This window comes from Moorella sp. E306M, assembly GCF_006538385.1.
GTDB lineage: Bacteria > Bacillota > DSM-521 > Neomoorellales > Neomoorellaceae > Neomoorella.
Genome location: NZ_BJKO01000001.1, coordinates 2,000,332 through 2,015,154 on the forward strand (window position 1 = coordinate 2,000,332; position 14,823 = coordinate 2,015,154).

Below are 14,823 nucleotides of genomic sequence, written 5' to 3' on the forward strand. Positions count from 1 at the left end.
AGTGTTATTCGCCAGCTCGCAGATAATGGGGACGTTCAAGGGGTTCACCGAGAAAGGGATGGAGTTCAATGCAGAGATAGTGGCTCCTTACGATGCCAGCATGCTTGACCGCCCGCAACTGGGCCAGTTTGTCCTTATAGAGCTGGCTACGGAAGAGGAAGCGGCTTTAGGAAGGATTACCCGCCTGGTACCTACTGGAATCCTGGTGTCCCCGCAGGGTGAGGACTATTTCAATACCCTCCAGCAGAGAGGGCACAGTATACCCGAAGACCTTATGGTACATCGCTTGAAGTACCGCGTGCAGTTGAAGCTCCTGGGAGCAGTAAGGATTGAAAAAAACAACATAATATATGTACCGTCCATGCGTAGACTTCCGCACCTTGGAGCCAAGGTAGCGTACCCCAGCGAATCAGTATTGAGGAGAATATGCCAGCTGAGTGGCGGAAAAACAGAACTTGGCGACTATGTTTTGGGAGAATTTGTCTACTGCGGGGCCGGAAAAACTCACAAGGATCCAGCGTTCAGGTCTCTCGACCCGAAGCTTCCGGTAACATTCAATGTCCGAAATCTTGTTTCTAGGCGGACGGTGGTATTTGCGCGGGCGGGCTATGGCAAGTCCAACCTGATAAAATACTTAATTTCTGAGCTTTACAAGGAAGAACCCATGACCAAAGCCGGGTTAAAAGTAGGAACTTTGATATTTGATGCTGACGGTGAATATTTTTGGCCGGACACTGTAGACGGCAGACCGGGTCTTTGCGATGTCCCCCACCTTAAAGATAAGATAATCGTATATACCAGCAGGAAGCCCCAGAATTCTTATTATGGTAGCTGGAAGGTAGGGGGAATAAAGCTTGATATTAGACAGCTGAAACCCCGTGATGTGCTTGGAATAGCCCTACCCTCAGAAAAACAGGAAAACCAGAATGTTCTCAAACTGAAAGGTTTGAATGAAATAGAATGGGCGAGAATGGTTGATTTAATATATAAAAGTGGGTTGAAGGCTCCTGACAATGAAATAGCAGGGATTTTAGGGTATGATTCCTCGGGAGCAAGCAATATAGGGGAAGTAGCAGCTGCCCGCAGTAATATGTATAACGTGGTACGTACCTTGCACGATCCTAACAGCAAGCTTCTGGAAGGCATAAAGAAAGGCCTGAAGGAAGGAATGATAGTTGTTGTTGATATCAGTCTCTTAAGCTCAGCAGTGGGCAAGATGCTTACGGGATTAATTCTAGGAGATATCTTTTCGCATAATCAGGAAAACTTTACAGGTGGAAATCCCATAATCCCAACCATAGCTATCATTGAAGAAGCCCAGAGTGTGCTGGGGAAATATCTTGATGAGAGCAGCCCCTTTGTCGAGTGGGTTAAGGAGGGCCGCAAATACGATTTAGGAGCAATACTCATTACCCAGCAACCTGGCTCAATTGCCCCCGAGATACTAAGCCAGGCCGACAACTGGTTCAGCTTTCACCTGCTTTCTGAAGGAGATGCGGGCACGTTAGGAAAGTACAACTCCCATTTTTCCGATGACATCCTGGCACATTTGGTAGCCGAGCCTATACGAGGTAACTGTTATATGTGGAGTGCTCCTAACCAACCATTTGTCCTACCAGTGCGGGTAAGGGATTTTGAAGAATTATACAGGGCCTATGTCAAGCCAGATGCCAGTGAAGGTGGTATTATCACCAAAGCAGGGATATTGGCGGAAGAACTGGATGCAGATTTCAAAAAAATGAAAGACGAACTAAAGGAAAGGCTTGATAATCCCCAGCGATACAATATCAAATATGCTAAGGCGGAAAAACTCAAAGGTAAAAAAGGTATCTACAAAGGACAGCTTTTCTTCATTATTAAAGAGATAAAAGATAAGTTCCCTGGCAATGCATATGCATCTGTTCCAGAAGATCGGCTGATGGAATTGCTTTTAAATGGAATATACGGTGAGGGAAATGTTTTATTCAAGAGGGCAACAGTAGAAGGTATGGAAAAAGAATACTTCTGGATACCGGCATTATGACCTTAAACTAGAGATGGATCCCGACAGCAGGATATTCCAGGAAACCGTAGAATTATTATCTAAAAAAGAGATAGCAGTAAACCTTACAATGGCCGGCCGTGTCTAAACAGGTCTCACTAAAAGACCTTCAGCAATTATAATGGACCCATAGGTTAAGACACAAAAACAAAAAAATTAAGCTATAATGGTGACATGGAAAAGAGAAAAAAATTTACAGCTGAACAAAAAGCAAACATCGTGTTGGAAATGCTCCGTGGGGAGAAGACAGTAGCCGAGATCGCTGCTCAATACGAAGTCCACCCCACCCAACTACACCGATGGAAGGCTGAGGCCATAGAGAACCTCCCTTCCCTTTTCACCCGCGGCGCCAGCGAACTGGAAAAGATGAGAAAGCAGTATGAAGCCGAGAAGGAGGAACTGATCAAGCAGATCGGCCAGTTGACCATAGAGGTCAATTGGTTGAAAAAAAAATCTGCTGAACTCAACGAGCGCCGTCGAAAGACGTGAAATGGTGGAGCGTCATCACCCCGAAATCTCAGTAAAGAGGCAGGCGGAACTTTTAGACGTCAACCGCACCAGCATATACTACAAGCCATCGGAGGAAGCAGACAAAGACATCGAGCTAATGCACCAGATAGACGAGATCTACACCCGTTGGCCGCATTACGGCTACAGGCGGATCCGGGCAGTGTTAAGGGATATGGGCTATGTAGTCAATAAAAAGCGCGTGCTGCGGCTAATGCGCCGGATGGGGATAGCCGGGTTATGCCCAGGTCCCAACCTGAGCAAGCGAAATCATCAAAACCATACATATCCCTATCTGCTGAGGGGCGTAAAGGCCGAAAGGCCCGACCACATCTGGGGTATCGACATCACCTATATCCGGATGAAAGGCAGTTTTATGTACCTGGTAGCCATAATCGACTGGTATTCACGCTATATAGTGAGCTGGGAATTATCCCAAACACTGGAGCGGTCATTTGTAATGCGAGCGCTTAAGAAAGCGCTGGCAGTGAGGAAGCCGGAAATCATTAACAGCGACCAGGGCAGCCACTTTACCTGCAGCGAGTACATTGAGCTTTTAAAAAGAAACGGGATACAGATCAGCATGGACGGCAAAGGCCGTGCAACCGACAATGCCATTACAGAACGGTTTTTCAGGAATCTGAAGTGGGAAAAAATCTATTACGAAGAGTACCGGAAGCCCCGGGAAGTATACCGGGCGGTACGGACCTATATTGACGAATACAACTTTGAGAGGCCACACCAGGCCATTAACCACCAAAAACCGGCAGACTTATATTTCGGTCAGCTCAAGCTTGCAGAGACTACATTAGTCACCATGTAACAACTAATAACAGGTAAAAGCCATAGATAAATGGCAATTATCAACAAATATGGCAACTTGCAATAAAGAAGAAGGGAGGATAGTATAGCTTAATTTTTTCAAAAAAATGTCTTGACAACGGGGAGCACTACAAATGGCCCCCTGTTTGGTGCGAAAGCTATAAAGCAGTAAGGTTGAATAAAACCCTGGACATCCTGCACTAAAAATAAAGATTGGCCGCGTTTACCGTGGTTTACCAGGGATAGCTCCTGGCCGAATGAGGGGAAAGAGATTTTGAATCTGAGTTTAAAGATAAAGCCAGGATTAAGGCGCCGTGTGCCGGCCTTATTATTCTGGCTTTTGTTACTTTTATCAGGTCTGCCAGTGGGCAAAGGAGATAAGCCCGAAAAACCGAGTAGAGTTTAACAGCAAGGAAGAAGCCATAAAAGCCGGCTACCAGCGATGTAAGGTATGCCGGCCGTAAAGGGAATGAGGGAAAGTTGATATGGCAGAACTAGGCACACTTACTGAAGTAGATATTCGCCAGGTTTGGACCAATGAAGCCAGGGACTTTACCCCGTGGCTAAAAGATAATATCGACCAACTAAATCAAGTGCTGGGGCTCGATATCGAAATAACGGAGCGCGAAGGCGCGGTGGGACCCTTTGCCGTCGACCTGGTAGGAAAGGACCTGAGTTCAGGGCACACGGTAATTATCGAAAACCAGCTCGAACCCACCGATCACACCCATTTAGGCCAATTGCTTACCTACACTGCCGGCCGTGAGGCCAAGATAGTAATATGGATATCACCACAGTTTCGCGAAGAACATCGCCAGGCCCTGGACTGGTTAAACGAAAACACTGGTGAAGATCAGGCCTTTTTTGGCATAGAGATAAAGCTGGTACGTATAGACAATTCCCGACCCGCTCCCCTGTTCAGGTTAGTATCCCAACCCAACGAGTGGCAAAAAAGCGTCGCCAGTTCCAGAACTACAAGTGCCAGAGGTGAAGCCTATCAGGCTTTTTGGACAATCTTTTTGGAGAAGATAAAAAAACAGGCGCCGGGTTTGATTAATGCCAAAAAAGGACTACCCCAGAACTGGTTCAATATCAGCGCCGGCAGGAGCGGCTTCGCGTATTCGGCATCTTTCAAGTCAAAGAGACGTTTTGGCGTGGAGTTATATATCGATACCGGTGATAAAGATAAAAACGAGCAGTATTTTGACCAGCTTTATGAACAGAAGGAAGCTATAGAACAGGAATTGGGCAGCGCATTGAGCTGGGAGAGATTAGAAAATGCCCGGGCTTGCCGTATAGCAATTATTAGGGATGGAAGCATCGAGGCCAGCGAGGAAGAACTAAACGAACTGCAGGAATGGGCCATAACAAAACTGATTAAATTTAGAGATGTATTTGGTAAGCGGATAAAAGGATTAGAAATAAAATCTACGGCAGAGGAATAACTTATGAGTACATCAGATACCCAAAACCCCAAACCTCCTACCTTAGTAACAGCAGGGGTAATATTTAACGAAGGCAAAGTGTTAATCGCCCAGAGGAAAAAAGGCGATCGTCTTGCAGGCAAATGGGAGTTCCCCGGGGGTAAAGTAGAGCCAAAGGAAAAACCTAAAGACTGCCTGATCCGCGAGCTAAAAGAAGAGCTGGGGATAGAAGTAGAGGTAATAGATATTTTTCACGCCTTCACTTATCAGTATCCCTGGGGTAAAATGCAATTTATAGCCTATTTGGCCAGGCTGACACCAGCCTCTAGAGAACCGGAAGCCATAGAATGCGAAGACTACCGCTGGGTGCCAATCAAAGATTTGCCAGAGTACGATTTTGTCCCGGCGGATTGGGAGATAGTAGGCGAGCTGTTAAAACTGATCGCTATTCATTGATGTGAGGGAACAGGTTCTAGCGCCAGGATATCTCCAGGGCAAACTTAAAACAAGCATTCTTCTTTGCTGAATTATTAATTTGTCGTCGAACTCCAAGGATTTTTACCTTATTGGAGGTCGACGACAAAAATGAAGCCTGTCGATCCTTGGAAGCCCTGTGATTCCTAACTTTCTTAATGGGGGTTTTTGACCCGACTATAGGGGACGGAAATTAGCCGATTGGGAGATGCGTCTTGAAATCCCTCAGGGTTTTTGACCCGACTATAGGGGACGGAAACACGTCAAATACTTTGATTAAGCCCGCTAGGCCAGTACGTTTTTGACCCGACTATAGGGGACGGAAACGCGGGCGTAAATGTAAGGGACACCTAATAGGTTACAGGTTTTTGACCCGACTATAGGGGACGGAAACCCGGTAGGTTATACTTACCGCAAGATTATCGCTTATAGTTTTTGACCCGACTATAGGGGACGGAAACACTTCCCGGCCACCGCGCCAGGGTCAGGTAAACCGTGTTTTTGACCCGACTATAGGGGACGGAAACAGGAAGTCCTGCAAACCCTGTGTCGGATCATACGCGTTTTTGACCCGATTATAGGGGACGGTATTGCAAAAGACAAGCAGGAATCAGCAAGAAAATGGCGAAACAAAACAGAAAGAAAATTATTCCAAGGGAAATTCAGGTATTGGAGTTTTCGCTGTGTGGCAGGATTTAAAAATTCTCGATTTGGAAGTAACCCTGGTGGCGGAAGATGAGCTCAGGCTGCCCTTTTTTCGTGAAAACGCCCTGCGGGTAGGCCTGGGGACCTCTTTTCGCCAGACGGTATGCATCAATAAAAAACAAGAGGCCTGCCAGGGCTGTGCCCTGGAGGGCCTCTGCGCTTACAGCAAAATATTTGCAGTGCCTTCATATCCCTATATAAGTTTTTTTAACCCTGATACTTTAGCGATATTATCCCCCGGCACTCCTTTTAAGTTAAACCTGCGCCTTTTCGGGCCAGCGGTGGCCTGCTTCCCATATTTTTATTTCAGCCTAGAAAACCTGGCTGGCCGGGGTATCGGCTTGCGCAATAGCGCCGGCAAACGAGGGCGTTTTATCTTGCAAGAAATAAACGCCATCGCCCCGGACGGCCGGAAGACACCTATCTTTACTAGGGAAAAAGAAACCCGGCTAAAAGAGCCCAGGGCTTTCACCCTGGCAGATTACCTTGATTCTCCTCCGGTCCAGTTTTTGCAAATCAAAACTTTAAGCCCTTTACGCCTGAAATACCAGAACCATTTTGCTACATCTCTAGAATTTCATATATTACTGCGTGCTGCTTTGCGGCGGATATCAAGCCTGTATCTTTTAGCAACCGGGAAAAAACTGCAACTGGACTATAACCGACTTGTAGAAATGGCTATGGCCGTTGAACAGGTGGAAAACAACCTCCGCTGGTTTGACTACCAGCGCTACTCTACCACCCAGCACCAGGAAATGAAGCTGGGCGGGTTGATAGGTGAGGTGGCTTATCGAGGCGAGATGACCGGACTGTATCCCTTTATAAGAGCAGCTGAAATCCTGGCCATTGGCAAAAGCACGGCTTTTGGTTTTGGCCGGTTTAAAGTGGGTATTAAGGAGGGTAAGGATGTTGAAGCGGGAAGCAGTTGTTCTGGGGAGCCTGCTCCATGATATTGGTAAGATTATCTACCGCGCCCTGTCATCTGACGAGCGCTATAGCAACAGGCACCAGGAATTGGGCTATATCTGGGCGCGGGAGATGGGTTTGCCTGTAGAAATCCAGGAGATTATCCGGCGCCATCATAGCATAGACCGGCGAGATGCCAAATATGACGAGCTGTCACCCGACGCTTACCCGGGACCGCTGGAAGTTAAAAACCTTCTATACCTTGTTGGCGAGGCTGACAATATCGTTGCCGGTATGGAACGCGTCGAGCAACAGGGTGGCGGCGATTATGATATCGAACAGGGCCTGGGTGTAATTTTTGATCAAGTAGCCCTGAATAATGCTGAAAAGAAACATCATTGCTGGCAACCGGTTTTTTTGGAAAACGCCCCCTATCCTGTCCCGGCCGAACAGGTTTCCGGGGGCCGGGTTATGGCCTTTTACAAAAAAACCTGGGACGAATTAAAAGATGCCCTGCAGGATAAAAACAACCTGCAGGAGGAACGTTTACTTCTTTTGCTAGAAAAATATTTGAGCCAGGTGCCGGAACATTCTTATGTTACCGCCATCTCCTGGCCGGACACTTCCCTGTACCACCATCTGCGCAGCACGGCCTCCATTGGCTGGTGCATGTATCTCTACCTGACCGCCCACAAGGTGGACTGGGAGCAGGAAAACCTGAAAAGGACCATCGCTGCTCGGAAAGAGGCCAGATACCTCCTAGTCGGCGCTGATCTTTCCGGCATTCAAAAGTTTATCTATACCATCACCTCAAAGGCAGCCCTGAAAACTGTCCGCGCCCGTTCCTTCTTCCTGGACCTGCTGGTGGAGAGCGCCGCTGTCCAGCTGTGTCGCGCCTTGGGGCTTGGCCGTTTCAATATTATTTATGCCTCGGGAGGCGGTTTTTATCTTTTAGCCCCCAATACGGAGGAATGCAAAAAGCAAATAAGGGATTTTCAGGAGAGTTTCAACAACTACCTATATAGTACATTTGGCCCCTCCCTTTATCTATGTCTGGCTTATACAGCGTTGAGCGGTGAGGACCTCAAGGGTAAACGGGGCCGGCTGCAGGCGGCCTGGGGAGAAGTGCAGCGGGAACTGCACTTGGGGAAAAACCGCAAATGGCAGTTCCTGCTGACCGCGGACCCAGCAGGAATCCTGGGCCCCAAACCAGTGACCGCCGAGTGCACCATCTGTCACCGCAGCAATGAAGTAAAGGCTGTGCAACTGGATGAGGATACCCTGGAGCTGTGCTCTTTCTGCCAGGCCATGATCCAGCTGGGCAAAATCCTGCCGGAAATAGATAGCTTTTACGAAACGGTCCCTGGGGCAGCAGTAAAAGGGCTAGCTATCCAGGTAAAGGATTGTATCTATACTTTTGGCGGGCAGCCTTCAGTAATTGCTGGGGAGTACCAGATGCGCCAGCCCTGGCAGCTACCTTCAGGAAACTGGCCGGTGATACCTTTCCCGGTAGGGAGCTATTACAGCCAGAAGGAGTTTACAGAACTGGCCGGGCTTGCCCTGGGTGATAAAAAGATCGGCGTGGTCCGCATGGATGTCGATCACCTGGGGCAGCTATTTGCCCGGGGATTGCAGGAGGCTACTTTCGCCAGGTTAAGCGATCTGTCGTCGCGATTGAATATTTATTTTAAATATTACCTGCCCCGCCTGCTGGAAAAAATCGAAGGCGGTATGCTACCGGTTGAAGCCAGGAAGATACCTGTTAATATCGTTTACGCAGGAGGTGATGACCTCTTTCTGGTAGGGACCTGGGATGCTGCCCTGGAAGCCGCCTGGGCTATCAACAATGATTTTCGGCTATATACGGCTTTAAACCCGGATATCACCATCTCCGGCGGTTTGGTCATCGCCGATGAAAAGGTGGCCCTATACAAACTTGCGGACCTGGCTGCTGCGGCGGAAGGCAAGGCCAAAGATGATGGCCGTAACCGTTTAGGTTTGCTGGGGACAAGCCTCACCTGGCAGGAGATGGAGCGGGTTGCCGCCTATCTTAAAATTTTTGGCTCCGGCCTTAAGCAGGAAGGCCTGAGCGTTAAACCGGAACTTTTCTCCCGGGGCTTCTTTGGCCGCCTTATGGCTCTGGTGGAGAAGTTTAATGCCCCGGGTGATGGAGGATTGCAGGACAGGGCGTGGGTATATCCGGCCCTTTATTACCTCTTTGCCCGGGCCCGGGCGGCAGCCGGCAAAGATAAAGCCAGATTTGAGTTTTACCAGTCCCTGCTGGCTGTTTGCCTGAACACAGAAGCCCTGGAGCGGTTCATGTTGCCGGCTTTGCTTGTCTTAAAGCTTTTGTTGAGGGGAGCGAAGGAAGATGCCTGAAAATAATTTAATGGCTATGCTGAAAGGGAAGCCCCTGGTTGACCAGGCTGTCTGGTACCGGCTTTTAAAGCTGTATGACCTTAATAAAAGAAAATGGAGCAGGAGCCCCGGCGAGAAGTGCAGCGAGTACCTGGTAAATTTTGATAACAACCTGGTGAATTACGCAGAAAATTACCGAGGGCAAAAAAGGGACTGGGATAAAGAACTGGATACTTTAAAAGACGCCATAGTTAAACAGGGCATTGCGGGCAAACTGCGCGGCTTTAACCACCTTGCTGCGATTGCGGCAGAAGACCTGGTCACCTGGGCCCGGGCTTTGGGTGCCGTCCTAGCGGCGGAGTTAAAGACCGCCCAGATCAGGCGTTTCCTGGGAGCCATCCTGGAAGCAGAAGTAGAGGTAAAAAAAGAAAAACCCGAGGATTTTACCAAGGACCAGGCTGTTTATTTAAAAGTTTACCTGGCCTATGCCACGGGCCGCAACGCAGCGGTTTTACCCTTGCTTACGGTCCTGGAGCCGATGATCGACCTGGTCCGTCCTCAAGGTAGGGAAGGCTGGGAAGATTTCAATGAGCTGGTCCGTTTCGTACGGGCGGTAGTTGCTTATCACAAATTTTATGGTGGCAATGAGTAAAGGGGGACAAAACAATGGCCGAGAAAAAACTGGCAGGCAAATTTATCATAGAAGGCATTATTTCTTGTTTGACGGGGTTACATATCGGCGGCAACCAGGATGTAAGTGAAATTGGCGGCATTGACCTGCTGGTCATCCGGGATATGGTCACCCACGAGCCATATATGCCCGGCAGCTCTTTGAAAGGCAAACTGCGCAGCCTCCTGGAACGCTATCACTATGCCCAGGAACCTTCCCTTGATTTTTTTAACCGCGAAATGAATGCCGGCGGCCAGAGAATCCGCCACCATGAATGCGGCAGGGAGGAATGCCCCATTTGCCGCCTCTTTGGCGCCAGCAGGGATAAAAATGTGCAGGAAAACATGCCCGCTAGCCTCTATGTCCGTGACGCTTACCTGACAGCGGAGAGCAAAAAAGAACTGCAGCAGATGGAGAGCGGCTATTATCTAACGGAAGTCAAATTTGAAAACACCCTGGACCGGATCACCTCGGCGGCCAATCCCAGGCAGATCGAAAGGGTGCCCCGGGGGGCCAGATTTAACTTCCAGATGGTTTACAACCTGTGGGAGCCGCAGGGGATAGAGCGCCTGCAGGAAGATTTTACGGAGATCTTTATTGCCCTGCAGCTGCTGGTTGACGATTACTTGGGAGGCCACGGGTCCCGGGGTTACGGTCAGGTACGACTGGACGATTTAAAACTGCACTGGCGCAGCTTGCGGTATTACCAGGGTCAGGAACAGGAAGTCTCCCTGGCGGCAGAGAAGGAGGAAACCATCAACGATTTAGCCCGGCGGGTTATCAATACCTGGTTGCCCAATCTCCTGGCGTAAAGGAGAAAAGGAAGGATGATTAATCTAGTTAAGCTCCATTTCAAAGCCCCCCTGCACCTGGGACAGGCGGGCCTGGGGCTGGAAGAAAGCACGCTGGTGCTGCATTCGGACACCCTTTACAGCAGCATTTTCCAGGTCTGGCTGCGGCTCTATGGGGAACCGCTGCCGCCGGAGATAACCCTGACCTCGGCCTTCCCTTTTATTGCGGGCACCTGCTATTTCCCCCGACCCTTGCTGCCGGCGCCCGGTTATACCACTGAACTGGCAATGAAATATGGTAAAGACTTAAAACGGCTAAATTTTATTAGCCAGGAGCATTTTGCCAGGTGGGTGCAGGGAGTGCCCCTGGACTTTGAGCAACTGGTGGCAGAAGGCAAAAAGCTGGGGGAGGCTATGGGGACCGGCGTTAGGGCGCAGGTAGCCCTGGATCGCCTGCACAGCAATTCAGCCCTGTACTTTGTCGGCGAAACCTTCTTCGCTAAAGACCGTGAGGCCGGCCTCTTTTTCCTGGTAGATTTGCCGGCAGGCTGCTGGCCTGCCTTCCAGGCTGCCATGAAGATGCTGGGCGAAGAGGGTATCGGGGGCAGGCGGAGCCGGGGGTATGGCATATTTGAACCGGAGTTTGTTACCGGTTTCTCCCTGGTAGACATAGATAAACCTGATGCCTATTTAACCCTATCGCTGGTATATCCTGCCGGGCCTGATGAGCTCCAGGACAACCTTATTGCCTACCAGCTTGTTGAACGCATGGGCTGGCTGGAGAACAGGGACGGCAACCTGGCCCAGCGACACCAGCGGGTATTGATGTTCAGTGAAGGCAGCGTCTTTCGCAGGCCTGCCCGCGGCCGGCTGCTTGATGTTGCCCCTCCGGGATTTAAGGCCCATCCGGTGTACCGCAACGGGCTAGCTTTTAATGTAGGAGTAAAACTGGGGGCTGACGCGCAATGAAGACTTACAACCTGATCATAGAAGTCTTGAGCCCGGTTCATATTGGTGATGCCCGCGGGCGGCTGTCAGCCCTGGAATTTTTCCAGGACCGCCAGGCCGTGTACCTGGTAAATGAGAAGGCATGGGCCAAGAAGCTGGCAGCCATGCAGGGCATTGACGACTTTGTCCGCTATGTAGAAAGGGAGAGTTTCCCCAGCCTGGAAAAGTTCCTGGAGGGCCTGGGGGCTTCCCGGGCAAATCCCTTGCGCCAGGGGACGTTTTTACGCCGTATAGCCAAAGGCGAGCCTTTATGGCTTAGTAACTTTCAACCCTTTATCAGCGACAGCGCCTCCCGGCAGCCTTATATACCCGGTTCCAGTTTAAAGGGGGCTATTCGCAGTGCCCTGTTATTTTATCTGGCCGGCAAATCACGGGATAAAGCGGCAATTATAAGCCGGGCCTTGCAGCGTAGGCTTAAACAACCGGGAGAAGGTTTTGATAACCTGCTGCGGGCCAGCCTGCCTGAGAAGAAGGGCACCAGGCGCAGTCCCAATTCAGACTGGCTCCGTGCCCTCCAAATAACCGATGCTTATCCTTTAAATAACGATTGTACCGAGGTGCGGGAAGCAAGGGTTATCAGCCTCAATGAGGGCCGGGGTTATCATTTTGGGGCCAGGGAAGCGCGGCTGTTTGTGGAAGTAGTAAAACCAGGTACCCGTTTTAAGGCGCGGCTAAAGCTGGACCAGCATACCTGGGACATCCTGCATGAGGCTTCCGGGGAAAAGCCGTCTTTTGTCCTGGAAAAATGGCTGGAACTGGGCAGGGATAAATCCCGGCAGGTCCTGGATAAAGAAAAGGAGTTATTCCGGCAGGCCGGCCTAACAGGTATCGTGGAAGAACTCGACCAGATCGCTGCTCGGGGTGCCAACCTGCGGCTGGGCTGGGGGACGGGGTTGCTAAACACTTCCCTGGCACTCCATCTATCTCCGGAAGAGCGCCGGGCTCTGCGTGAAACGTATTTTTCACGCCGCCGCCACCCGGAGTTCCCCCAGTCGCGCAAGGTAGTCACCAAAGGCGGCCAGCCGGCTGCTACCCTGGGATGGCTTAAATTAACATTAAGTTAGGCTAATAATGCTAGCCAGCCAGGCAGGAGGATGATAATGATGGAGGTCCTGCTATCCTTTGTTGGCAACCAGGATCCTATATCAGAAAAGACAAATGAACCCGGTGCTATACTCACCCTGTGCCAGGAAATAAAGCCGGATATTGTATATCTTTTGCCGACAGCCGAGGGCCCGGATGTGGCCAGCGCCACTGAAGCCAATGCCTTGATGAGTAAAGACCTTTTGAAAGATGTATCACCACATAGCGCCTGCTATATCCGCCCCCTGACCCTTGCCGACCCGACAGATTTCCAGGAATTGCTGCCCTGCGTCAAAGACACCGTAAAAAAAATAATTTCTGAGATACAGAAGAGTAACCTGAAGACAAGAATCCACCTCAATTGTTCTTCCGGCACTCCCCAGATGACAGCTTGCTGGTATGTCCTGGCTAACAGCGGTTTTATACCTGCGGCCCACCTCTGGCAGGCCCAGAATCCCAGGATGGTCACGCCCGGCAAGCGCGTGCGCGAGATCCGGCTAAATTTCCTTGAGGAAGAGAATATCCTCTCCCGCATAAACCGGTGCCTGCCGGAATACCTTTTTGAGGTGATGGCTGCTGAATGCCGGGAGCTGCAGAATATCAGCCTCTACAGCGGGCGTCGCATCCGGGCGGAACTAATGGCCATGATTTTTAAGGCTTATAGCTTCTGGGACTTGCTGCAGTACAGGGAAGCCTACCAGCGTTTGGCAGCTGTGGAAAGGCGCTGGCGCAATACCCTGGACGCTGGCGAGGCGGCTGACGTATTGCATAAACAAGTCGCATTTTTACAGTTGTTAGAGCCTGAGCAGGAGATAGAAACGCCGGAAAACCTGGTCGATATCTACTATAACGCCCGGCGCTGCCTCGCCCGGCAGGATTATACCGACACCCTGGCCCGGTTCTGGCGTATATATGAAGGGGTTATATATTACTGGTTACGGGAGAAATGGGGCCTGGAGCCTCAAGATTTAAACAAGAGCAAGAACCCGAAAAACAGAGAGAAGATCCTTGGTATATTAACCTCCCGGGGTTTCACTTTCAGGAGTCAGCGCCAGGTAATGTTAAATTTACACCTGGCCACTGAGCTTTTGCAGAAGGATTTGCAGGACAGGGAGTTTAATAAAATTATGCAGGTGCCCATTAAGGCCCAGAGGAGTAATTCCGTGCAGGAGATGCAATTGGCTGAGCTTCTTGATGAACTGCGTACGAAAAGGAATAACTCCCTGGTCGCGCACGGCATGAGGCCGGTGAGCCAGGAAGACGCCATAAACGGCCTGGAAGCAGCCAGGACGATTTTAACCCTGGTTTTAGCCAGGGGAAACGAGCTTTTAGCCACATATCCATTGCAGGAAGAAAACATTAGGCTGTTAGTGAAACTGCTTGCTGACAGCTAGCGGCTGCTGGCTAAATGTCGTCGATCTCCAGGGATTTTTACATTATTGGAGGTCGACGACAAAAATGAAGCCTGTGGATCCTTGGAAGCCTTGTGATACCTAACTTTTTTGATGGGTTTTTGACCCGACTATAGGGGACGGAAATTCCGAAATCCCAGGAACCTGGGCATTGAGCTATTCCGGGGGTTTTTGACCCGACTATAGGGGACGGAAATCCTGTTGACGCGTCGATCTGTTGCCTGTCTGTTGACGTGTTTTTGACCCGACTATAGGGGACGGAAATGGCTTCTTCCACTTTATATTCCCTCCCTTCCTAGATATGTTTTTGACCCGACTATAGGGGACGGAAATCGAGAATAAAATAGGCCGCCCTACGCGGCCTTTTTTTGTGCGCCCGGCATGGGCGTTAACTTAGTGGTGAAAGTCCACTGCAGGCGAGGCAGCACGAGTCTGCTAGCCAAAGGCAAGGGTGCCCATCGCGAGGTGGGATCTGAAGGAAGCCGGAGGCAAAGCCACGGCCCGATGAACAAGAACCCCATAGGAGGCTAGACCATCCGGATGAGCTGGCGAAACACAGCGAAATCCCAGGCTGCCAAGGGATGGTAGAGTATATGGGGCGGGCGCGGGGCGAAGGTTAACG

The 14,823-nt window shown here is 50.2% G+C and carries 11 protein-coding genes and 1 CRISPR repeat array; all 11 genes read left to right on the forward strand.

The annotated features are described in order from the left end of the window. The first annotated feature begins 1 nt into the window (after position 1). The 11 genes from FLZ89_RS10365 (at position 2) to FLZ89_RS10420 (ending at position 14,183) form a co-directional block, all read left to right on the forward strand. Positions 2–2,023 carry an ATP-binding protein gene (locus FLZ89_RS10365; protein WP_172613552.1) on the forward strand — a complete coding sequence of 674 codons (2,022 nt, stop codon included), beginning with the start codon at positions 2–4 and terminating at the stop codon, positions 2,021–2,023. A gap of 192 nt (positions 2,024–2,215) precedes the next feature. Further along, positions 2,216–3,371 (forward strand): IS3 family transposase gene (locus FLZ89_RS10370; RefSeq protein WP_172613460.1). Its coding sequence is split into 2 segments (ribosomal slippage): positions 2,216–2,487 and positions 2,486–3,371, totalling 1,158 coding nucleotides; the frame shifts between segments, so codons are not numbered across the junction. A 484-nt stretch (positions 3,372–3,855) separates the two neighbouring features. Further along, positions 3,856–4,815, forward strand: a complete 960-nt coding sequence (locus FLZ89_RS10380; RefSeq protein ID WP_141304911.1) for a DUF4268 domain-containing protein — start codon at positions 3,856–3,858, stop codon at positions 4,813–4,815. 3 nt (positions 4,816–4,818) lie between these two features. Beyond that, positions 4,819–5,250 (forward strand): 8-oxo-dGTP diphosphatase MutT, encoded by a 432-nt coding sequence (gene mutT / locus FLZ89_RS10385; RefSeq protein ID WP_141304912.1) that lies wholly within the window; start codon positions 4,819–4,821, stop codon positions 5,248–5,250. Positions 5,251–5,432: 182 nt separating this feature from the next. After that, positions 5,433–5,860: direct repeats of the CRISPR family, unit length 30 nt; unit sequence GTTTTTGACCCGACTATAGGGGACGGAAAC. Between the two features lie 91 nt (positions 5,861–5,951). Continuing rightward, the gene (gene cas6, locus FLZ89_RS10390; RefSeq protein ID WP_172613554.1) at positions 5,952–6,923 is read left to right on the forward strand and encodes a CRISPR system precrRNA processing endoribonuclease RAMP protein Cas6; all 972 of its coding nucleotides are present in this window, start codon (positions 5,952–5,954) and stop codon (positions 6,921–6,923) included. Beyond that, positions 6,880–9,258 carry a type III-A CRISPR-associated protein Cas10/Csm1 gene (gene cas10, locus FLZ89_RS10395; protein WP_141304914.1) on the forward strand — a complete coding sequence of 793 codons (2,379 nt, stop codon included), beginning with the start codon at positions 6,880–6,882 and terminating at the stop codon, positions 9,256–9,258. The genes cas6 and cas10 overlap by 44 nt, the downstream gene beginning before the upstream one ends. Beyond that, positions 9,251–9,889, forward strand: a complete 639-nt coding sequence (gene csm2, locus FLZ89_RS10400; protein ID WP_141304915.1) for a type III-A CRISPR-associated protein Csm2 — start codon at positions 9,251–9,253, stop codon at positions 9,887–9,889. Before cas10 ends, csm2 begins: the two co-directional genes overlap by 8 nt. Before the next feature lie 14 nt (positions 9,890–9,903). Further along, on the forward strand, positions 9,904–10,719 hold the full coding sequence (gene csm3 / locus FLZ89_RS10405; RefSeq protein WP_141304916.1) for a type III-A CRISPR-associated RAMP protein Csm3: 816 nt from the start codon (positions 9,904–9,906) through the stop codon (positions 10,717–10,719). 15 nt (positions 10,720–10,734) lie between these two features. Continuing rightward, positions 10,735–11,667: a type III-A CRISPR-associated RAMP protein Csm4 gene (csm4, locus tag FLZ89_RS10410; protein ID WP_141304917.1), complete on the forward strand. Its 933-nt coding sequence runs from the start codon at positions 10,735–10,737 to the stop codon at positions 11,665–11,667. Then, entirely contained in the window at positions 11,664–12,770 is a 1,107-nt protein-coding gene (gene csm5 / locus FLZ89_RS10415; protein ID WP_141304918.1) for a type III-A CRISPR-associated RAMP protein Csm5, read from the forward strand. Before csm4 ends, csm5 begins: the two co-directional genes overlap by 4 nt. Positions 12,771–12,806: 36 nt before the next feature. Further along, positions 12,807–14,183, forward strand: a complete 1,377-nt coding sequence (locus FLZ89_RS10420) for an RNA repair transcriptional activator RtcR family protein (protein ID WP_172613555.1) — start codon at positions 12,807–12,809, stop codon at positions 14,181–14,183. Positions 14,184–14,823 lie beyond the last annotated feature (640 nt).